11 protein-coding genes, 6 tRNA genes and 3 rRNA genes are annotated in these 21,317 nt (G+C 57.6%); 19 read left to right on the top strand and 1 reads right to left on the bottom strand.

Annotation, left to right across the window (positions count from 1 at the left end; all coding sequences use genetic code 11):
• Window positions 1-80: 80 nt before the first annotated feature.
• On the top strand, window positions 81-1,349 hold the full coding sequence (locus PQR27_RS19330) for an SGNH/GDSL hydrolase family protein (RefSeq protein WP_408525108.1): 1,269 nt from the start codon (window positions 81-83) through the stop codon (window positions 1,347-1,349).
• A 50-nt stretch (window positions 1,350-1,399) separates the two neighbouring features.
• Here PQR27_RS19330 and PQR27_RS19325 read toward each other — a convergent pair whose 3' ends face one another.
• Window positions 1,400-1,699: a hypothetical protein gene (locus PQR27_RS19325; RefSeq protein WP_408525107.1), complete on the bottom strand. Its 300-nt coding sequence runs from the start codon at window positions 1,697-1,699 to the stop codon at window positions 1,400-1,402.
• A 125-nt stretch (window positions 1,700-1,824) separates the two neighbouring features.
• Here PQR27_RS19325 and PQR27_RS19320 point away from each other — a divergent pair.
• From PQR27_RS19320 to rpoC, 18 genes are all read left to right on the top strand, one after another.
• Window positions 1,825-3,355: ribosomal RNA gene (locus PQR27_RS19320) — 16S ribosomal RNA — on the top strand.
• A gap of 77 nt (window positions 3,356-3,432) precedes the next feature.
• Window positions 3,433-3,509: transfer RNA gene (locus PQR27_RS19315), tRNA-Ile, on the top strand.
• Between the two features lie 70 nt (window positions 3,510-3,579).
• A tRNA-Ala gene (locus tag PQR27_RS19310) sits at window positions 3,580-3,655 on the top strand.
• Window positions 3,656-3,978: 323 nt separating this feature from the next.
• Window positions 3,979-6,857 (top strand): 23S ribosomal RNA (locus tag PQR27_RS19305).
• 220 nt (window positions 6,858-7,077) lie between these two features.
• A 5S ribosomal RNA gene (gene rrf / locus PQR27_RS19300) occupies window positions 7,078-7,190 on the top strand.
• The 16S, 23S and 5S rRNA genes sit together here with 5 tRNA genes alongside, the layout of an rRNA operon.
• 155 nt (window positions 7,191-7,345) lie before the next feature.
• Window positions 7,346-7,431: transfer RNA gene (locus PQR27_RS19295), tRNA-Tyr, on the top strand.
• Window positions 7,432-7,472: 41 nt separating this feature from the next.
• Window positions 7,473-7,546, top strand: a tRNA-Gly gene (locus tag PQR27_RS19290).
• A 16-nt stretch (window positions 7,547-7,562) separates the two neighbouring features.
• Window positions 7,563-7,637 (top strand) — tRNA-Thr (locus PQR27_RS19285).
• 63 nt (window positions 7,638-7,700) lie between these two features.
• Window positions 7,701-8,891, top strand: a complete 1,191-nt coding sequence (gene tuf, locus PQR27_RS19280) for an elongation factor Tu (RefSeq protein WP_408525106.1) — start codon at window positions 7,701-7,703, stop codon at window positions 8,889-8,891.
• A gap of 65 nt (window positions 8,892-8,956) precedes the next feature.
• Window positions 8,957-9,032 (top strand) — tRNA-Trp (locus PQR27_RS19275).
• A gap of 36 nt (window positions 9,033-9,068) precedes the next feature.
• Complete coding sequence (gene secE, locus PQR27_RS19270) at window positions 9,069-9,449, top strand: preprotein translocase subunit SecE (protein ID WP_011490062.1); 381 nt, start codon at window positions 9,069-9,071, stop codon at window positions 9,447-9,449.
• A gap of 1 nt (window position 9,450) precedes the next feature.
• Window positions 9,451-10,008, top strand: coding sequence for a transcription termination/antitermination protein NusG (gene nusG, locus PQR27_RS19265; RefSeq protein WP_408525105.1), 558 nt, complete (start codon window positions 9,451-9,453; stop codon window positions 10,006-10,008).
• A gap of 152 nt (window positions 10,009-10,160) precedes the next feature.
• Window positions 10,161-10,592 (top strand): 50S ribosomal protein L11, encoded by a 432-nt coding sequence (gene rplK, locus PQR27_RS19260; protein ID WP_408525104.1) that lies wholly within the window; start codon window positions 10,161-10,163, stop codon window positions 10,590-10,592.
• Window positions 10,593-11,291, top strand: a complete 699-nt coding sequence (gene rplA, locus PQR27_RS19255; protein WP_007180145.1) for a 50S ribosomal protein L1 — start codon at window positions 10,593-10,595, stop codon at window positions 11,289-11,291.
• A 302-nt stretch (window positions 11,292-11,593) separates the two neighbouring features.
• The gene (gene rplJ, locus PQR27_RS19250; protein WP_007180144.1) at window positions 11,594-12,097 is read left to right on the top strand and encodes a 50S ribosomal protein L10; all 504 of its coding nucleotides are present in this window, start codon (window positions 11,594-11,596) and stop codon (window positions 12,095-12,097) included.
• Window positions 12,098-12,160: 63 nt separating this feature from the next.
• On the top strand, window positions 12,161-12,532 hold the full coding sequence (gene rplL / locus PQR27_RS19245; RefSeq protein ID WP_408525103.1) for a 50S ribosomal protein L7/L12: 372 nt from the start codon (window positions 12,161-12,163) through the stop codon (window positions 12,530-12,532).
• A 369-nt stretch (window positions 12,533-12,901) separates the two neighbouring features.
• Entirely contained in the window at window positions 12,902-17,008 is a 4,107-nt protein-coding gene (rpoB, locus tag PQR27_RS19240) for a DNA-directed RNA polymerase subunit beta (RefSeq protein ID WP_408525102.1), read from the top strand.
• A gap of 21 nt (window positions 17,009-17,029) precedes the next feature.
• Entirely contained in the window at window positions 17,030-21,268 is a 4,239-nt protein-coding gene (gene rpoC, locus PQR27_RS19235) for a DNA-directed RNA polymerase subunit beta' (RefSeq protein ID WP_408525101.1), read from the top strand.
• The last annotated feature ends 49 nt before the right edge of the window (window positions 21,269-21,317 follow it).

The raw sequence follows: 21,317 nt of genomic DNA, 5'->3' as shown, positions 1-21,317 counted from the left end.
GGTGTGAGGCTGTCGCGGTGGTCCGCGACAGCCATGGCGATCGGGCACAATGCACGTTTCGCCTCGAACCGACCACCCGAATGACCATCCGCACTCTGGCCGCCGCATGTGGCGCGGCGCTGCTGTCACAACTCGCTGTTTCTCCCACCGTTTTCGCCGCAGACGCCAGCACGCACTGGGTCACCGCGTGGGCCACCGCGCTGCAGCCCATTCCTCAAAGGGCGGATTTGCCGCCGCTATACCGGGCGCCGGAGGTAGCCGGGCGCACGGTTCGCCAGATTGTGTATCCAACGCTGTCCGGAAAATCTGCGCGCATGCATCTCAGCAATGAGTACGGCAAAACGCCGCTCGTGATCGAGGACCTGCGCATTGCGCGTTCGGCCGGCGGCGCGGCGGCGCTGGGCAACGGTGAAATGCGGGTGACATTTGGCGGTAAAACCGCGGTGAGCGTGCCCGCGGGTGGTGAAATCGATAGCGACCCCGTTGCCATCGACATTGCCGGCGGCGCGCCCTACGCGATCAGCGTATTAATGGGGCCTGAACAACGGATCGTGGCGTGGCACCGCGTGTCGAGTCAGGTGAATTATGTTTCGACGCCGGGCAATCACACCGCTGACGCTTCCGCCGATTCGTTTCGCGGCCGGTTTACGCAGTACGTGTGGGTGACAGGGCTATCTGTGGACGCGCCCGCCACAGCTGCGGTCGCGGCGATTGGCGACTCGATCACTGACGGTATGCGCTCCAGCCTCAATCAGAACCGGCGCTGGCCGGACGCACTGGCTCGCCGGTTTGCGGGCGCAGGCGACCGGTCGACCGCGATCGTCAATCTTGGTATCAGCGGTAACCGCTTGCTGAGTGACTCCCCGTGCTACGGCGACGCGCTCGTGCGGCGTTTCGACCGCGACGTGCTCGAACGCGCGGGCGTCAAGGCGGCGATTCTACTGATCGGAATCAACGACATCAACTTCGCAGGGATGCCGGCGCGAAGCGGTCTCGACTGTGACTTTCCTCATACCTCGGTGACGGCCGCCGACCTGATTGCCGGCTATCAAAGGGTTATCGCAGTCGCGCGGCACCGCGGCGTGAAAGTGTTCGGCGCAACGCTGACACCGGCATCGTTGCCGGCGCCGCGCGAAAGCATCCGGCTCGCGGTCAACCAATGGATCCGGAGCAGTCACGCGTTCGACGGGGTAGTGGATTTCGATGCGGCCTTGCGCGACCCGGTACAACCAGAGCGCTTGCAGCGCACCTTTGACAGTGGCGACCACATTCACCCGAGCGACGCGGGCTATGCCGCAATGGCCGACGCGGTCCCCGTGGACGCAGTGGTGAATTCGACCCGGAAGTGACTCGCCAAAAAAAGATTTCGTCAAACCCTTGTCACATAGCCGATGTTCGCCTAATATTCGCCTCCTCGTTTGCGAACGAGCGCCGCTGCAGAAACAAGCGGCCGTAGCGTCAACAAGGTTTTAAGCGAAAGCGAAAAAAAGTTGTTGACGAGACGAAAAAGATTCTTCATAATCTCGTTTCTCTGCTGCTGATGCAGCGACGCAGAACGAAGCGGTACCGGGTGGTTGAAGTTGAGGTGTCCGGTGCGGGTTTGGTAGTGAATGCGGACTCGATCTTTAAAAATTAACAGCCGATAAGTGTGGGCGCTTGATGCGCGACGCGCGGTGGGATCTCCGGATTCTGCCGACAAGCGAAAGTATCAAGTCTCACACTAGTATTAAAGGAAGGTTTTCCCATCTTCGGATGGGATGATCATTCGTCAGTACGTTGAGTGAGCGACCGGTTTCGAAAGAGACCGAAAACAGTAACAGGTTTGAACTGAAGAGTTTGATCCTGGCTCAGATTGAACGCTGGCGGCATGCCTTACACATGCAAGTCGAACGGCAGCACGGGAGCAATCCTGGTGGCGAGTGGCGAACGGGTGAGTAATACATCGGAACGTGTCCTGTAGTGGGGGATAGCCCGGCGAAAGCCGGATTAATACCGCATACGCTCTACGGAGGAAAGGGGGGGATCTTAGGACCTCCCGCTACAGGGGCGGCCGATGGCAGATTAGCTAGTTGGTGGGGTAAAGGCCTACCAAGGCGACGATCTGTAGCTGGTCTGAGAGGACGACCAGCCACACTGGGACTGAGACACGGCCCAGACTCCTACGGGAGGCAGCAGTGGGGAATTTTGGACAATGGGGGAAACCCTGATCCAGCAATGCCGCGTGTGTGAAGAAGGCCTTCGGGTTGTAAAGCACTTTTGTCCGGAAAGAAAACCTCTGGGTTAATACCCTGGGGGGATGACGGTACCGGAAGAATAAGCACCGGCTAACTACGTGCCAGCAGCCGCGGTAATACGTAGGGTGCAAGCGTTAATCGGAATTACTGGGCGTAAAGCGTGCGCAGGCGGTCCGCTAAGACAGATGTGAAATCCCCGGGCTTAACCTGGGAACTGCATTTGTGACTGGCGGGCTAGAGTATGGCAGAGGGGGGTAGAATTCCACGTGTAGCAGTGAAATGCGTAGAGATGTGGAGGAATACCGATGGCGAAGGCAGCCCCCTGGGCCAATACTGACGCTCATGCACGAAAGCGTGGGGAGCAAACAGGATTAGATACCCTGGTAGTCCACGCCCTAAACGATGTCAACTAGTTGTCGGGTCTTCATTGACTTGGTAACGTAGCTAACGCGTGAAGTTGACCGCCTGGGGAGTACGGTCGCAAGATTAAAACTCAAAGGAATTGACGGGGACCCGCACAAGCGGTGGATGATGTGGATTAATTCGATGCAACGCGAAAAACCTTACCTACCCTTGACATGTATGGAACCCTGCTGAGAGGTGGGGGTGCCCGAAAGGGAGCCATAACACAGGTGCTGCATGGCTGTCGTCAGCTCGTGTCGTGAGATGTTGGGTTAAGTCCCGCAACGAGCGCAACCCTTGTCCCTAGTTGCTACGCAAGAGCACTCTAGGGAGACTGCCGGTGACAAACCGGAGGAAGGTGGGGATGACGTCAAGTCCTCATGGCCCTTATGGGTAGGGCTTCACACGTCATACAATGGTCGGAACAGAGGGTCGCCAACCCGCGAGGGGGAGCCAATCCCAGAAAACCGATCGTAGTCCGGATCGCACTCTGCAACTCGAGTGCGTGAAGCTGGAATCGCTAGTAATCGCGGATCAGCATGCCGCGGTGAATACGTTCCCGGGTCTTGTACACACCGCCCGTCACACCATGGGAGTGGGTTTTACCAGAAGTGGCTAGTCTAACCGCAAGGAGGACGGTCACCACGGTAGGATTCATGACTGGGGTGAAGTCGTAACAAGGTAGCCGTATCGGAAGGTGCGGCTGGATCACCTCCTTTCTCGAGCTAACGTGTCAAACGTTGAGCGCTCACGCTTATCGGCTGTGAAATTAAGACAGATACGCAGACAGACTCAGGGGTCTGTAGCTCAGTTGGTTAGAGCACCGTCTTGATAAGGCGGGGGTCGATGGTTCGAATCCATCCAGACCCACCACTGTTTCTGCGGTGGCTGCAGCTAACCGGTGAAGACTCCGGGACTATCAGATTGCGTTATCTGCATGACTGGGGGATTAGCTCAGCTGGGAGAGCACCTGCTTTGCAAGCAGGGGGTCGTCGGTTCGATCCCGTCATCCTCCACCAATCTTCAATGCGCAGGGTTCTGTGTTTAAAGGCACAGAGCGTTTCGCATTGGCGATTGAGCCAGTCAGAGTGATACGCGGTTATAGCAACTGCGATATCGGCTGTCGTTCTTTAACAATCAGGAAGAAGTAGTAAAGAGATTCACGAAAGCATACTTAGAGATGGGTGTGCGAGTAGGTGAATCAGGGTTGTGATTGTATCAATGTATGAAAAGGTGATCGAAAGATTGCTTTGGAATACGGCGCAACACGAATACTCAACCTGTAACGATGTGAGGAGCGCTGCATCCCCAGTGGATGCGGCATGAGACACACCCGTTATAGGGTCAAGCGAACAAGTGCATGTGGTGGATGCCTTGGCGATCACAGGCGATGAAGGACGCGGTAGCCTGCGAAAAGCGGTGGGGAGCTGGCAAACGAGCTTTGATCCACCGATATCCGAATGGGGAAACCCACTCCTTATGGAGTATCCATGACTGAATACATAGGTCATGCGAAGCGAACGCGGTGAACTGAAACATCTAAGTAACCGCAGGAAAAGAAATCAACCGAGATTCCCAGAGTAGTGGCGAGCGAAATGGGACCAGCCTGTACTCTTTATCTTCATTGTTAGTCGAACGCTCTGGAAAGTGCGGCCATAGCAGGTGATAGCCCTGTAGACGAAAACAGCGAGGAAGAACTGGGTGTACGAGAAGTAGGGCGGGACACGTGAAATCCTGTCTGAAGATGGGGGGACCATCCTCCAAGGCTAAATACTCGTGATCGACCGATAGTGAACCAGTACCGTGAGGGAAAGGCGAAAAGAACCCCGGGAGGGGAGTGAAATAGATCCTGAAACCGCATGCATACAAACAGTCGGAGCCTCGCAAGGGGTGACGGCGTACCTTTTGTATAATGGGTCAGCGACTTACATTCAGTGGCAAGCTTAACCGATTAGGGCAGGCGTAGCGAAAGCGAGTCCGAACAGGGCGTTCAGTCGCTGGGTGTAGACCCGAAACCAGGTGATCTATCCATGGCCAGGATGAAGGTGCGGTAACACGTACTGGAGGTCCGAACCCACTAACGTTGAAAAGTTAGGGGATGAGCTGTGGATAGGGGTGAAAGGCTAAACAAACCTGGAAATAGCTGGTTCTCTCCGAAAACTATTTAGGTAGTGCCTCGTGTATCACCTTCGGGGGTAGAGCACTGTCATGGTTGTGGGGTCCATTGCGGATTACTACGCCATAGCAAACTCCGAATACCGAAGAGTGCAATCACGGGAGACAGACATCGGGTGCTAACGTCCGGTGTCAAGAGGGAAACAACCCAGACCGCCAGCTAAGGTCCCCAAATATTGCTAAGTGGGAAACGAAGTGGGAAGGCTAAAACAGTCAGGAGGTTGGCTTAGAAGCAGCCATCCTTTAAAGAAAGCGTAATAGCTCACTGATCGAGTCGTCCTGCGCGGAAGATGTAACGGGGCTAAGCAATATACCGAAGCTGCGGATGCACATTTATGTGCATGGTAGGAGAGCGTTCCGTAAGCCTGCGAAGGTGCATTGAAAAGTGCGCTGGAGGTATCGGAAGTGCGAATGCTGACATGAGTAGCGATAAAGGGGGTGAAAGGCCCCCTCGCCGTAAGCCCAAGGTTTCCTACGCAACGTTCATCGGCGTAGGGTGAGTCGGCCCCTAAGGCGAGGCAGAAATGCGTAGCTGATGGGAAGCAGGTTAATATTCCTGCACCATTGTTAAATGCGATGGGGGGACGGATCGCGGAAGGTTGTCCGGGTGTTGGAAGTCCCGGTCGCTGCGTTGGAGAAGGCACTCAGGCAAATCCGGGTGCGCAATTCAAGGGCGTGGCGCCATTCACTTCGGTGAAGAAGCAACTGGAAGTGGTTCCAAGAAAAGCCTCTAAGCTTCAGTTTAACAAGACCGTACCGCAAACCGACACAGGTGGGCGAGATGAGTATTCTAAGGCGCTTGAGAGAACTCGGGAGAAGGAACTCGGCAAATTGGTACCGTAACTTCGGGATAAGGTACGCCCCTGTAGCTTGACTGGCCTGCGCCAGAAGGGTGAAGGGGTTGCAATAAACTGGTGGCTGCGACTGTTTAATAAAAACACAGCACTCTGCAAACACGAAAGTGGACGTATAGGGTGTGACGCCTGCCCGGTGCCGGAAGATTAAATGATGGGGTGCAAGCTCTTGATTGAAGTCCCGGTAAACGGCGGCCGTAACTATAACGGTCCTAAGGTAGCGAAATTCCTTGTCGGGTAAGTTCCGACCTGCACGAATGGCGTAACGATGGCCACACTGTCTCCTCCCGAGACTCAGCGAAGTTGAAGTGTTTGTGATGATGCAATCTCCCCGCGGCTAGACGGAAAGACCCCATGAACCTTTACTGTAGCTTTGCATTGGACTTTGAACCGATCTGTGTAGGATAGGTGGGAGGCTATGAAGCGTGAACGCCAGTTTGCGTGGAGCCGTCCTTGAAATACCACCCTGGTTTGTTTGAGGTTCTAACCTTGGCCCGTGATCCGGGTCGGGGACAGTGCATGGTAGGCAGTTTGACTGGGGCGGTCTCCTCCCAAAGTGTAACGGAGGAGTACGAAGGTACGCTAGGTACGGTCGGAAATCGTGCTGATAGTGCAATGGCATAAGCGTGCTTAACTGCGAGACCGACAAGTCGAGCAGGTGCGAAAGCAGGTCATAGTGATCCGGTGGTTCTGTATGGAAGGGCCATCGCTCAACGGATAAAAGGTACTCTGGGGATAACAGGCTGATACCGCCCAAGAGTTCATATCGACGGCGGTGTTTGGCACCTCGATGTCGGCTCATCTCATCCTGGGGCTGTAGCCGGTCCCAAGGGTATGGCTGTTCGCCATTTAAAGAGGTACGTGAGCTGGGTTTAAAACGTCGTGAGACAGTTTGGTCCCTATCTGCCGTGGGCGCTGGATATTTGAAGGGGGCTGCTCCTAGTACGAGAGGACCGGAGTGGACGAACCTCTGGTGTACCGGTTGTCACGCCAGTGGCATCGCCGGGTAGCTATGTTCGGAAGAGATAACCGCTGAAAGCATCTAAGCGGGAAACTCGCCTTAAGATGAGATATCCCCGGGGCTTCGAGCCCCTTGAAGGGTCGTTCAAGACCAGGACGTTGATAGGTCAGGTGTGGAAGCGCAGTAATGCGTTAAGCTAACTGATACTAATTGCCCGTAAGGCTTGATCCTATAACAGGTGTGTTTCGTGTCCGGTTAGCGCTAGTGCTTCAGCACTTACGCGGACCCCACCCCCGAAGGGGGGGCGGACACCACACACGGTTGAGTGATCGTTGTTGTGCCAGAAACAACACAACCCGCACGTATTGAACGTGTTGCGAGAGGCATCCTCTCAGCTACTTCTTCCAGATTGGTTGTGCCGCCCTCAAGGGCGACACGACAACAAGTCATGCCTGATGACCATAGCGTGTCGGTACCACCCCTTCCCATCCCGAACAGGACCGTGAAACGACTCCACGCCGATGATAGTGCGGATTCCCGTGTGAAAGTAGGTAATCGTCAGGCTCCCTAGCAGCAACAGAAACCCCACCCAGCAAGGTGGGGTTTCTGCGTTTACGGCGGCGGCTGAACTCACCATATAAGTGAGAGCCTTGGGTTTGGAACGGTCAAGCAAGTCTTGACAACAAGCGGTTGTTCCCCCATAATCATCAGTTCTCTGCGGAGGGGTGCCCGAGTGGCTAAAGGGGGCAGACTGTAAATCTGTTGGCTTACGCCTACGTTGGTTCGAATCCAACCTCCTCCACCAGAATGCAAGTTGTAGCAGTAGCTGGGAATCCATGGATCCTTGCGGGTGTAGCTCAATGGTAGAGCAGAAGCCTTCCAAGCTTACGACGAGGGTTCGATTCCCTTCACCCGCTCCAGCAACAAAGAAGTAGCGCCCATGTGGCTCAGTGGTAGAGCACTCCCTTGGTAAGGGAGAGGTCGGCAGTTCGATCCTGCCCATGGGCACCAGAAGTACTCGGTGATTGTTTGCGCCCGGCGCAACGTACGGAAAAATCCTCTTAGGAGTCGAAAATGGCCAAGGGTAAGTTTGAGCGGACCAAGCCGCACGTGAACGTCGGCACGATCGGTCACGTTGACCACGGCAAGACCACGCTGACGGCAGCGATCACGACGGTGCTGACCAAGAGGTTTGGCGGCGAAGCAAAGGCATACGACCAGATCGACGCGGCGCCGGAAGAAAAGGCGCGCGGCATCACGATCAACACGGCGCACGTCGAGTACGAAACGGCTAACCGCCACTACGCACACGTGGACTGCCCGGGCCACGCTGACTATGTGAAGAACATGATCACGGGCGCAGCGCAGATGGACGGCGCGATCCTGGTGTGCTCGGCAGCAGACGGCCCGATGCCGCAAACGCGTGAGCACATCCTGCTGGCGCGTCAGGTTGGCGTTCCGTACATCATCGTGTTCCTGAACAAGTGCGACATGGTGGACGACGCTGAGCTGCTGGAGCTGGTCGAGATGGAAGTTCGCGAACTTCTGTCGAAGTACGACTTCCCGGGCGACGACACGCCGATCATCAAGGGTTCGGCCAAGCTGGCGCTGGAAGGCGACGCAGGCGAGCTGGGCGAAGTGGCGATCATGAATCTGGCCGACGCGCTGGACACGTACATCCCGACGCCGGAGCGCGCAGTTGACGGTGCGTTCCTGATGCCGGTGGAAGACGTGTTCTCGATCTCGGGTCGTGGCACGGTGGTGACGGGTCGCGTTGAGCGCGGCATCGTGAAGGTCGGCGAAGAAATCGAAATCGTGGGTATCAAGCCGACGGTGAAGACGACCTGCACGGGCGTGGAAATGTTCCGCAAGCTGCTCGACCAGGGTCAGGCAGGCGACAACGTGGGTATCCTGCTGCGCGGCACGAAGCGTGAAGACGTGGAGCGCGGCCAGGTTCTGGCGAAGCCGGGTTCGATCAACCCGCACACGCACTTCACGGCTGAAGTGTACGTGCTGAGCAAGGACGAAGGCGGCCGCCACACGCCGTTCTTCAACAACTATCGTCCGCAGTTCTACTTCCGTACGACGGACGTGACGGGCTCGATCGAGTTGCCGAAGGACAAGGAAATGGTCATGCCGGGCGACAACGTGTCGATCACGGTGAAGCTGATCAACCCGATCGCGATGGAAGAAGGTCTGCGTTTTGCAATCCGCGAAGGCGGCCGTACCGTCGGCGCAGGTGTGGTTGCCAAGATTCTCGAGTAACGCCAGATAGTTCTCGTTGATCGGTGGTTTCGGGGTTGGCGGTGTCGTCAACCCCAAAATGGTTTAGGGGTATAGCTCAACTGGCAGAGCGTCGGTCTCCAAAACCGAAGGTTGGGGGTTCGATTCCCTCTGCCCCTGCCAATTCTCGCGCCGCATATGGCGCTTCGTTAAGGTGTTATGGCGAATCCTTCCGTCGAAACTGTAAATACATCCGGCGACAAGCTGATGCTCGTCGCGGGCGTATTGTTGGTCTTGGCCGGGTTCGTGGGGTTCTTCTGGCTCAGTGGCCAGGAATGGTACGTCCGCGGAGCCGCCTTGGCTGTTGGCGCTATCGCGGGTGTTGCAGTCGGTCTCCTCTCCGCGCCTGGCAAGGGTTTCATCGCTTTCGCCAAAGATTCGTATAAAGAAGTCCGCAAGGTTGTCTGGCCGACTCGCAAAGAGGCTACTCAGACGACGCTCGTGGTGTTCGGCTTCGTGTTCGTTATGGCGATCTTTCTTTGGGTTAGCGACAAATCCATCGAATGGGCGATTTTCTCGGTGATTCTGGGTTGGAAATGATATGAGCGAAACTCCGGCATCCCCGAGTGGTAAGCGTTGGTACGTCGTGCACGCCTACTCCGGCATGGAGAAGAGCGTGCAACGTGCGCTTCAGGAGCGCATCGAACGTGCTGGCATGCAAGATCAGTTTGGTCAAATCCTCGTTCCGACTGAAGAAGTTGTCGAGGTGAAGGGCGGTCACAAATCGGTGACCGAACGTCGTTTCTTCCCGGGCTATGTCCTCGTGGAAATGGAAATGACTGACGAAACGTGGCACCTCGTGAAGAACACGGCGAAGGTGACGGGTTTTGTTGGCGGTGCGCGTAATCGTCCGAGCCCGATTTCCCCGAGGGAAGTCGAGAAGATCATGTCGCAAATGCAGGAAGGCGTGGAGAAGCCGCGTCCGAAAACCCTGTTCGAAGTAGGCGAGATGGTGCGGGTGAAGGACGGTCCGTTCACGGATTTCAACGGCAGCGTCGAAGAAGTGAACTACGAAAAGTCGCGCGTGCGTGTTTCCGTTACAATCTTCGGCCGCGCAACGCCGGTCGAGCTGGAATTCGGCCAGGTCGAAAAGTTGTAATCCAGAATTCCACGGGGTGCATCAGTCGGTGCGCCCCGTATTTCGCGCTTACGGCCCGCGTAATGGCCGTTGAGGAGCGCCAGTAACCCGTTTCTTGGTGAGCGCGCGCTACTACTCACTGAACGCTAACGCGTTCCAAAGAGGTTTTCAACATGGCAAAGAAAATCATTGGCTTTATCAAGCTGCAGATTCCTGCAGGTAAAGCCAACCCGTCGCCGCCGGTCGGTCCGGCACTGGGCCAACGCGGCCTGAACATCATGGAGTTCTGCAAGGCGTTTAACGCGCAGACTCAGGCACTGGAACCGGGTCTGCCGATTCCGGTCGTGATTACCGCGTTCGCGGACAAGAGCTTCACGTTCGTTCTGAAGACGCCGCCGGCTACGGTTCTGATCAAGAAGGCAGCGAAGATCGACAAGGGTTCGGCCAAGCCGCATACCGATAAGGTCGGCAAGATCACCCGTGCTCAAGCTGAAGAAATCGCCAAGACCAAGATGCCCGATCTTACGGCAGCTGATCTGGATGCGGCGGTTCGTACGATCGCTGGTAGCGCCCGCTCGATGGGCATCACCGTGGAGGGCGTGTAAATGGCTAAGCTTTCAAAGCGTCTGCAGGCATTTGCAGCCAAGGTTGATCGTCAAAAGTTGTACGCGATCGACGAAGCCCTGTCGCTCGTGAAGGAATGCGCGAGCGCGAAGTTCGACGAGTCGATCGACGTTGCAGTGCAACTCGGCATTGACGCGAAGAAGTCGGACCAAGTCGTTCGCGGTTCGGTCGTGCTGCCGGCTGGTACCGGTAAGTCGGTTCGCGTGGCAGTGTTCGCACAAGGCGAAAAGGCTGAGCAAGCTCGTGCAGCTGGCGCAGAAGTCGTCGGTATGGAAGATCTGGCTGAACAAGTCAAGGCGGGCAAGCTGGACTTCGATATCGTGATCGCTTCGCCGGACACGATGCGCGTGGTCGGTACGCTCGGTCAGATCCTGGGCCCGCGTGGCCTGATGCCGAACCCGAAGGTTGGTACGGTTACGCCGGACGTCGCGACTGCGGTCAAGAACGCTAAGGCGGGTCAGGTGCAATTCCGTGTCGACAAGGCCGGTATCATCCACGCCACCATCGGTCGCGCTTCGTTCGAGCCGACAGCTCTGCGTAGCAACCTGAACGCTCTCGTCGACGCGCTCCAAAAAGCGAAGCCGGCAACGAGCAAGGGTGTCTACCTGCGCAAGGTTGCGCTGTCGAGCACGATGGGTGTTGGCGTTCGCGTCGACCAGGCATCGATCGCAGCACAATAATAGATTTCATCGCCTCGGTGCGAGTCGAGGCGGTTTTATGGGCTTTGGGCGGTCGCAAGATGGCAGTCAGCATCGAGCGACCGGTTGTCAAAGACCGTTGGCGGGAGCGCAGCAGGTAGGCGGTCCCTTAATGTAAAGCCAACGCAGATGGCGAACCCGAAAAGGTTTTGTAGTGATGAAGCCGGTTGAGGTCCACAGCAATGCGGATTTCAGGCGGTCGAAATACTCCTGACTGGTCGGACGCCGTTATTGAACGCGGTACACAAGGCGCACGCTGCGTGTATCGAATCTGGAGGTTAACCGTGCCACTTAACAAAGAAAGCAAGCAGGCCGTCGTCGCTGAGGTTGCCGCGCAAGTCGCGAAAGCCCAGACCGTGGTTCTGGCTGAGTATCGTGGAATCGCGGTTGGCGATCTGACCAAGCTGCGCGCGAAAGCGCGTGAGCAACAGGTTTACCTTCGTGTGTTGAAGAACACGCTGGCGCGTCGCGCTGTCGAAGGTACCCCGTTTGCTCCGCTGGCAGAGCAGATGACTGGTCCCCTGATCTACGGCATCTCGGAAGATGCAATTGCTGCTGCTAAGGTCGTCAACGACTTCGGCAAAACCAATGACAAGTTGATCATCAAGGCTGGTTCCTACGAAGGCAAGGTGATGGACAAGGCTGGCGTGCAAGCGCTGGCAAACATCCCGAGCCGCGAAGAACTGCTCTCCAAGCTGTTGTACGTTATGCAAGCACCTGTTTCCGGCTTTGCGCGCGCTCTGGCCGCGCTGGCAGAAAAGAAACAAGGCGAAGAAACCGCTGCATAACGCACTTCAGTCGAGCGTGATTGATCGCTGGCTGTATCCGAATTCAATTTAGGAGTATTTCAAATGGCAATCGCAAAAGATGACATCCTCGAGGCAGTAAGCTCGATGTCGGTTCTGGAACTGAACGAACTGGTCAAGGCGTTCGAAGAAAAGTTTGGCGTCTCGGCAGCTGCTGTTGCAGTGGCAGGCCCGGCAGGCGCAGCTGCAGCTGTCGCTGAAGAGCAAACCGAATTCACGGTCAACCTGACGGAAGTCGGCGCGAACAAGGTTTCGGTCATTAAGGCTGTTCGTGAACTGACGGGTCTCGGCCTGAAGGAAGCGAAGGACCTGGTCGACGGCGCACCGAAGCCGGTTAAGGAAGCGGTGCCGAAGGCTGCTGCTGAAGAAGCGAAGAAGAAGTTGGAAGACGCCGGCGCGAAGGCTGAAATCAAGTAAGTTTCAGCGCGTTGTGCGAAGGCTGGCGGTTTTCCACCGCCGGCCTTTTTGTGCTTTGTGGAAACCACGTTTTTACCGGCCGAATTCGGCAAAAGCGTGGGTCTAGAAGCCAAAGAAAATCGCCTATCGGCAACATTGACCGGCGCTTCTCTTTGTCTTCTGAAGCGACTGCAGAAGGCAAGTTTGGTCGGGTAGCGGGCAACATAGGCATCCGCTGCCGTCAGCCAGCGGTTGGTAGCGGCCAACCACCAAGCTTCTAGGCTCGTTCAAGCCATCGGACGGCCATCGGGTCTCAGTCGGTGAACACTCGGGTTGTCTCATCAAGGTATCCTGCCTCGACAACAATGCCCGCCGTGATTCGGAGATCGTATGCAATATTCCTTCACCGAGAAGAAGCGTATTCGCAAGAGTTTTGCGAAGCGCCCCATCGTTCACCAAGTACCTTTCCTGCTGGCTACCCAGCTTGAATCATTCAGCACGTTTCTGCAAGCAGACACGTCGTCTACGCAACGCAAGCCGGAAGGCCTGCAAGCTGCGTTTACCTCCGTTTTTCCGATTGTTTCGCATAACGGGTTCGCTCGTCTAGAGTTCGTCAGCTACATGCTGTCGCCGCCGGCATTCAACATCAAGGAATGTCAGCAGCGCGGTTTGACGTACTGCTCGGCCCTGCGCGCGAAAGTGCGTCTGGTGCTGCTCGACAAGGAATCGCCGAGCAAGCCGGTCGTCAAGGAAGTGAAGGAACAGGAAGTGTACATGGGCGAAATTCCGCTCATGACGCCGACGGGTTCGTTCGTGATCAACGGCACGGAACGTGTGATCGTTTCGCAGCTGCACCGTTCGCCGGGCGTGTTCTTCGAACACGACAAGGGCAAGACGCACAGCTCGGGCAAGCTCCTGTTCTCGGCACGTATCATTCCTTACCGCGGTTCGTGGCTCGATTTCGAGTTCGACCCGAAGGACGTGCTGTACTTCCGCGTCGACCGTCGCCGCAAGATGCCGGTCACGATCCTGCTGAAGGCAATCGGCCTGACGCCGGAACAGATCCTCGCAAACTTCTTCGTGTTCGACAATTTCACGCTGATGCCGGAAGGCGCGCAGATGGAATTCGTGCCGGAGCGTCTGCGTGGTGAAGTCGCACGTTTCGACATTTCGGACCGTGACGGCAACGTGATTGTCCAGAAGGACAAGCGGATCAACGCCAAGCATATTCGCGATCTCGACAACGCGAAGACGAAATTCATTTCGGTGCCGGAAGACTACCTGCTCGGCCGCGTGCTGGCGAAGAACGTCGTCGACGGCGACACCGGTGAAGTCATCGCCAACGCGAACGACGAAATCACTGAAACCGTCCTCGAAAAGCTTCGCGAATCGAAGATCAAAGACATCCAGACGCTCTACACGAACGATCTGGATCAAGGCCCGTACATTTCTTCGACGCTGCGCATCGACGAAACCGCGGACCGTATGGCTGCACGCATTGCGATCTACCGCATGATGCGTCCGGGCGAACCGCCGACCGAAGAAGCGGTCGAGGCGCTGTTCAACCGTCTGTTCTACAGCGAGGACGCATACGACCTGTCCAAGGTGGGTCGTATGAAGTTCAACCGCCGTGTCGGTCGCGACGAAATCGTCGGGCCGATGACACTGCAAGACGACGACATCCTCGCCACGATCAAGATCCTGGTCGAGCTGCGTAACGGCAAGGGCGAAGTGGACGACATCGACCACTTGGGCAATCGTCGTGTGCGTTGCGTCGGCGAACTGGCGGAAAACCAGTTCCGCGCTGGTCTCGTGCGTGTCGAACGTGCTGTGAAGGAACGCCTCGGCCAGGCCGAAAGCGAAAACCTGATGCCGCACGACCTGATCAACTCGAAGCCGATTTCGTCGGCGATTCGCGAGTTCTTCGGTTCGTCGCAGCTGTCGCAGTTTATGGACCAGACCAACCCGCTGTCGGAAATCACCCACAAGCGCCGTGTTTCGGCACTTGGCCCGGGCGGTTTGACGCGTGAGCGCGCTGGCTTTGAAGTCCGCGACGTGCATCCGACCCACTATGGCCGTGTGTGCCCGATCGAAACGCCGGAAGGTCCGAACATCGGCCTGATCAACTCGCTCGCTCTGTACGCGCACCTGAACGAATACGGCTTCCTCGAAACGCCGTATCGCAAGGTCGTGGACAGCAAGGTGACGGATCAGATCGACTATCTGTCGGCGATTGAAGAAGGCCGTTACGTGATCGCTCAGGCGAACGCGGCGGTGGCTGCTGACGGCTCGCTGACCGACGAACTGGTGTCGTCGCGTGAAGCTGGCGAAACGCTGATGGTCACGCCGGACCGCATCCAGTACATGGACGTGGCGCCGTCGCAGATCGTGTCGGTGGCAGCATCGCTGATTCCGTTCCTCGAGCACGATGACGCGAACCGCGCATTGATGGGTTCGAACATGCAGCGTCAGGCTGTGCCGTGTCTGCGTCCTGAAAAGGCGGTAGTCGGTACGGGTATCGAACGCACGGTGGCAGTCGACTCGGGTACGACGGTTCAGGCATTCCGCGGCGGTGTGGTCGATTACGTCGACGCAGGCCGTATGGTGATCCGCGTGAACGACGATGAAGCCGTTGCTGGCGACGTCGGCGTGGACATCTACAACCTGATCAAGTACACACGTTCGAACCAGAACACGAACATCAACCAGCGCCCGATCGTGAAGGTCGGCGATATTGTGTCGCGTGGCGACGTGCTGGCTGACGGTGCATCGACCGACCTCGGCGAACTGGCTCTCGGCCAGAACATGCTGGTCGCGTTCATGCCGTGGAATGGCTACAACTTCGAAGATTCGATCCTGATCTCGGAGAAGGTGGTTGCTGACGATCGTTACACGTCGATCCACATCGAAGAACTGAACGTCGTTGCCCGCGATACGAAGCTCGGACCGGAAGAAATCACGCGCGACATCTCGAACCTGGCTGAAGTGCAACTCGGCCGTCTCGATGAGTCGGGCATCGTCTACATCGGCGCAGAAGTCGAAGCAGGCGACGTGCTGGTCGGTAAGGTCACGCCGAAGGGCGAAACCCAGCTGACGCCGGAAGAAAAGCTGCTGCGTGCAATTTTCGGCGAGAAGGCTTCGGACGTGAAGGACACGTCGCTGCGCGTGCCGTCGGGCATGAGCGGCACGGTCATCGACGTGCAAGTGTTCACGCGTGAAGGCATTCAGCGCGACAAGCGTGCGCAACAGATCATCGACGATGAACTGAAGCGTTATCGCCTCGACCTGAACGACCAGCTGCGTATCGTGGAAGGCGATGCATTCCAGCGTCTCGCACGTATGCTGACCGGCAAGGTCGCGAACGGCGGTCCGAAGAAGCTCGCGAAGGGCACGAAGATCGAACAGGCTTACCTGGAAGATCTGGATCACTACCACTGGTTCGACATCCGCCTCGCGGACGAAGAAGCAGCGGCACAGCTCGAAGCGATCAAGGACTCGATCGAACAGAAGCGTCACCAGTTCGATCTCGCGTTCGAAGAAAAGCGCAAGAAGCTCACGCAAGGCGACGAACTGCCGCCGGGCGTGCTGAAGATGGTCAAGGTGTATCTGGCAGTCAAGCGCCGCCTGCAGCCTGGCGACAAGATGGCCGGCCGTCACGGTAACAAGGGTGTGGTGTCGAAGATCGTTCCGATCGAAGACATGCCGTACATGGCCGATGGCCGTCCGGCTGACGTCGTTCTGAACCCGCTCGGCGTGCCGTCGCGGATGAACGTGGGTCAGGTTCTCGAAGTGCATCTGGGTTGGGCCGCGAAGGGTCTCGGCTGGCGTATCGGCGAAATGCTGCAACGTCAGGCGAAGATCGCTGAACTGCGCGAATTCCTGACCAAGATCTACAACGAGTCGGGCCGCGCTGAAGAGCTGGACAGCTTCACGGACGACGAAATCGTCGAACTGGCGAAGAATCTGCGCGAAGGCGTTCCGTTTGCCACGCCGGTGTTCGACGGTGCGACGGAAGAAGAAATGTCGCGCGCGCTGGATCTGGCATTCCCGGACGACATCGCGAAGAACCTCGGCATGACGCCGTCGAAGAATCAGGTGCGTCTGTACGACGGCCGCACGGGCGAGATGTTCGAACGTACGGTGACGGTCGGCTACATGCACTACCTGAAACTGCACCACTTGGTCGACGACAAGATGCACGCGCGTTCCACGGGCCCGTACTCGCTCGTGACGCAGCAGCCGTTGGGCGGTAAGGCGCAGTTCGGTGGCCAGCGTTTCGGTGAAATGGAAGTGTGGGCGCTCGAAGCGTACGGCGCATCGTATGTGCTGCAGGAAATGCTGACGGTGAAGTCGGACGACGTGACTGGCCGGACCAAGGTTTATGAAAACCTCGTCAAGGGCGATCACGTGATCGATGCAGGCATGCCGGAATCCTTCAACGTGTTGGTGAAGGAAATCCGCTCGCTCGGTATCGACATCGACCTCGACCGCAACTAATCGGACTACGGAGAGAAAGCAATGAAAGCTCTGCTCGATCTATTCAAGCAAGTCCAACAGCCTGAAGTTTTTGACGCGATCAAGATCGGTCTGGCCTCGCCAGACAAGATCCGTTCGTGGTCGTTCGGTGAAGTGAAGAAGCCGGAAACCATCAACTACCGGACGTTCAAGCCGGAACGCGATGGTTTGTTCTGCGCGAAGATCTTTGGCCCGATCAAGGACTACGAATGCCTTTGCGGCAAGTACAAGCGCCTGAAGCATCGTGGCGTGATCTGCGAAAAGTGCGGCGTCGAAGTGACGCTCGCGAAGGTGCGTCGCGAACGGATGGGCCACATTGAGCTGGCCTCGCCGGTCGCGCACATCTGGTTCCTGAAGTCGCTGCCGTCGCGTCTGGGCATGGTGCTCGACATGACGCTGCGCGACATCGAACGCGTGCTGTACTTCGAAGCATATGTGGTGATCGATCCGGGCATGACGCCGCTGAAAGCGCGGCAGATCATGACCGAAGAGGATTACTACAACAAGGTCGAAGAGTACGGTGACGAGTTCCGTGCCGAGATGGGCGCGGAAGGCGTGCGCGAACTGCTGCGCGCGATCAACATCGACGAGCAGGTCGAGATGCTGCGCACCGAACTCAAGAACACGGGTTCGGAAGCGAAGATCAAGAAGTACGCGAAGCGCCTGAAAGTGCTCGAGGCATTCCAGCGTTCGGGCATCAAGCCTGACTGGATGGTGCTCGAAGTGCTGCCGGTGCTGCCGCCGGAACTGCGTCCGCTGGTGCCGCTGGATGGCGGCCGTTTCGCGACGTCGGACCTGAACGACCTGTATCGCCGCGTGATCAACCGTAACAACCGGTTGAAGCGTCTGCTCGAACTGAAGGCGCCTGAAATCATCGTCCGCAACGAAAAGCGGATGCTGCAGGAAGCCGTCGATTCGCTGCTCGATAACGGTCGCCGCGGTAAGGCAATGACCGGCGCGAACAAGCGTCCGCTGAAGTCGCTCGCTGACATGATCAAGGGTAAGGGCGGTCGTTTCCGTCAGAACTTGCTCGGTAAGCGCGTTGACTACTCCGGCCGTTCGGTGATCGTGGTTGGCCCGACGCTCAAGCTGCATCAGTGCGGCCTGCCGAAGCTGATGGCGCTCGAACTGTTCAAGCCGTTCATCTTCAACAAGCTGGAAGTGATGGGTGTTGCTACCACCATCAAGGCTGCGAAGAAGGAAGTCGAGAACCAGACGCCGGTGGTGTGGGACATCCTCGAAGAGGTGATCCGCGAACATCCGGTCATGCTGAACCGTGCGCCTACGCTGCACCGTCTTGGCATTCAGGCTTTCGAGCCGGTGCTGATCGAAGGCAAGGCAATCCAGCTGCACCCGCTCGTTTGCGCGGCGTTCAACGCCGACTTCGACGGTGACCAGATGGCTGTGCACGTGCCGCTGTCGCTCGAAGCGCAGATGGAAGCGCGTACGCTGATGCTGGCGTCGAACAACGTCCTGTTCCCGGCCAACGGCGATCCGTCGATCGTGCCGTCGCAGGATATCGTGCTCGGTCTGTACTACGCGACCCGTGAAGCAGTGAACGCGAAGGGCGAAGGCCTGACGTTCACGGGCGTCTCGGAAGCGCTGCGTGCGTACGAGAACAAGGAAGTCGAGCTCGCCTCGCGCGTCAACGTGCGGATCACGGAAATGGTCCACAACGAAGACAAGTCGGAAGGCGCGCCGGCGTTCGTGCCGAAGATCACGCTGTATGCGACGACCGTCGGCCGTTCGATCCTGTCGGAAATTCTGCCGCCGGGTCTGCCGTTCTCGGTTCTGAACAAGCCGCTGAAGAAGAAGGAAATTTCGCGCCTGATCAACACCGCATTCCGTAAGTGCGGTCTGCGTGAAACGGTGATTTTTGCCGACCAGTTGATGCAGTCGGGTTTCCGTCTGGCCACGCGCGCTGGTATCTCGATCTGCGTCGACGACATGCTCGTGCCGCCGCAGAAGGAAACCATCGTCGGCGACGCCGCGAAGAAGGTGAAGGAATACGACCGTCAGTACATGTCGGGTCTCGTCACGTCGCAAGAGCGCTACAACAACGTGGTCGACATCTGGTCGGCAACGTCGGAAGCGGTCGGCAAGGCGATGATGGAACAGCTGTCGACGGAACCAGTTGTGGATCGCGACGGCAACGAAACGCGTCAGGAATCGTTCAACTCCATCTACATGATGGCTGACTCGGGTGCTCGTGGTTCCGCGGTTCAGATTCGTCAGCTGGCCGGTATGCGTGGCCTGATGGCGAAGCCGGACGGCTCGATCATCGAGACGCCGATTACGGCGAACTTCCGTGAAGGCCTGAACGTGTTGCAATACTTCATCTCGACCCACGGCGCACGTAAGGGTCTGGCTGATACGGCACTGAAGACGGCAAACTCGGGTTACCTGACGCGTCGTCTGGTCGACGTGACGCAGGATCTGGTGGTGGTCGAGGACGATTGCGGTACGTCCAACGGCGTCGCCATGAAAGCGTTGGTCGAAGGCGGTGAAGTCGTCGAAGCGCTGCGTGACCGTATTCTCGGTCGCGTGACGGTGGCTGACGTCGTCAATCCGGAATCGCAGGAAACGCTGTACGAAACGGGCACGCTGCTCGACGAAGACGCGGTCGAAGAAATCGAACGACTCGGCATCGACGAAGTGCGCGTGCGTACCCCGCTGACTTGCGAAACGCGTTACGGCCTGTGCGCCGCCTGCTATGGCCGCGACTTGGGTCGTGGCTCGTCGGTCAACGTTGGCGAAGCAGTGGGCGTGATCGCTGCTCAGTCGATCGGTGAACCGGGTACGCAGCTCACGATGCGTACGTTCCACATCGGTGGTGCGGCATCGCGTGCAGCAGTGGCTTCGTCGGTTGAAGCGAAGTCGAACGGTACCGTGCGTTTCACGGCGACCATGCGTTACGTCACCAACGCGAAGGGCGAGCAGATCGTCATCTCGCGTTCGGGCGAAGCGATGATCACCGACGACCACGGCCGTGAGCGTGAACGTCACAAGGTGCCGTACGGCGCGACGCTGTTGCAACTGGACGGCGCGCAGATCAAGGCCGGCACGCAACTGGCGACGTGGGACCCGATGACGCGTCCGATCATCACCGAGTGGGGCGGTACGGTGAAGTTCGAAAACGTCGAAGAAGGCGTGACGGTTGCCAAGCAGATCGACGATGTGACGGGTCTGTCCACGCTGGTCGTGATCGACGTGAAGCGTCGTGGTTCGCAAGCGTCGAAGACGGTGCGTCCGCAGGTCAAGCTGCTCGATGCGAACGGCGAAGAAGTCAAGATCCCGAACACCGAGCACTCGGTGCAGATCGGCTTCCAGGTCGGCGCTCTGATCACCGTGAAGGACGGTCAGCAAGTGCAGGTCGGTGAAGTGCTGGCACGTATCCCGGTTGAATCGCAGAAAACGCGTGACATTACCGGTGGTCTGCCGCGTGTGGCCGAACTGTTCGAAGCGCGTTCGCCAAAGGACGCCGGTATTCTGGCGGAAGTCACGGGCACGACGTCGTTCGGTAAGGACACGAAGGGCAAGCAGCGTCTCGTTATCACGGACCTCGACGGCAATCAGCACGAGTTCCTGATTGCGAAGGAAAAGCAGGTTCTGGTGCACGATGGTCAGGTCGTCAACAAGGGCGAAATGATTGTCGACGGTCCGGCCGATCCGCACGATATCTTGCGTCTGCAAGGTATCGAAGCGCTGTCGCGTTACATCGTGGACGAAGTGCAGGACGTGTACCGTCTGCAAGGCGTGAAGATCAACGACAAGCACATCGAAGTGATTGTTCGTCAGATGCTGCGCCGCGTGCAGATTTCGGACAACGGCGATACGCGTTTCATCCCGGGCGAACAGGTCGAGCGGTCGGATATGCTCGATGAGAACGACCGTATGATCGCGGAAGACAAGCGTCCGGCAACGTACGAAAACGTCTTGCTCGGTATCACGAAGGCCTCGTTGTCGACCGATTCGTTCATCTCGGCGGCGTCGTTCCAGGAAACGACCCGCGTGCTGACCGAAGCGGCGATCATGGGCAAGCGCGACGATCTGCGCGGTCTGAAGGAAAACGTGATCGTCGGCCGTCTGATTCCGGCCGGTACGGGTCTCGCGTTCCACAAGGCACGCAAGAGCAAGGAACTGTCCGACCGCGAGCGTTTCGATCAGATCGCAGCGGAAGAGTCGTTCGAATTCGGTACGCCGGAAACTCCGGCCGCCGAACAGCAGCACTCAGGCGAGTAAGTCCGGGCGGCGCAAGCCGCTTGGGCTCATCAGCCAGCGAAGCCGCTCA

Source organism: Paraburkholderia fungorum (genome assembly GCF_046027215.1).
GTDB classification, from domain to species: domain Bacteria; phylum Pseudomonadota; class Gammaproteobacteria; order Burkholderiales; family Burkholderiaceae; genus Paraburkholderia; species Paraburkholderia fungorum_D.
Note: the sequence above shows the minus strand (reverse complement) of the source record. Positions and strands in the feature narration are given on the sequence as shown.

Bases quoted from the DNA above. Each gene is read 5' to 3' on its own strand.
- rplL (WP_408525103.1), top strand. From the start codon at position 12,161: ATGGCAATCGCAAAAGATGACATCCTCGAGGCAGTAAGCTCGATGTCG.
- rplA (WP_007180145.1), top strand. From the start codon at position 10,593: ATGGCTAAGCTTTCAAAGCGTCTGCAGGCATTTGCAGCCAAGGTTGAT.
- rpoC (WP_408525101.1), top strand. From the start codon at position 17,030: ATGAAAGCTCTGCTCGATCTATTCAAGCAAGTCCAACAGCCTGAAGTT.
- PQR27_RS19330 (WP_408525108.1), top strand. From the start codon at position 81: ATGACCATCCGCACTCTGGCCGCCGCATGTGGCGCGGCGCTGCTGTCA.
- tuf (WP_408525106.1), top strand. From the start codon at position 7,701: ATGGCCAAGGGTAAGTTTGAGCGGACCAAGCCGCACGTGAACGTCGGC.
- rpoB (WP_408525102.1), top strand. From the start codon at position 12,902: ATGCAATATTCCTTCACCGAGAAGAAGCGTATTCGCAAGAGTTTTGCG.
- rplK (WP_408525104.1), top strand. From the start codon at position 10,161: ATGGCAAAGAAAATCATTGGCTTTATCAAGCTGCAGATTCCTGCAGGT.
- nusG (WP_408525105.1), top strand. From the start codon at position 9,451: ATGAGCGAAACTCCGGCATCCCCGAGTGGTAAGCGTTGGTACGTCGTG.
- secE (WP_011490062.1), top strand. From the start codon at position 9,069: ATGGCGAATCCTTCCGTCGAAACTGTAAATACATCCGGCGACAAGCTG.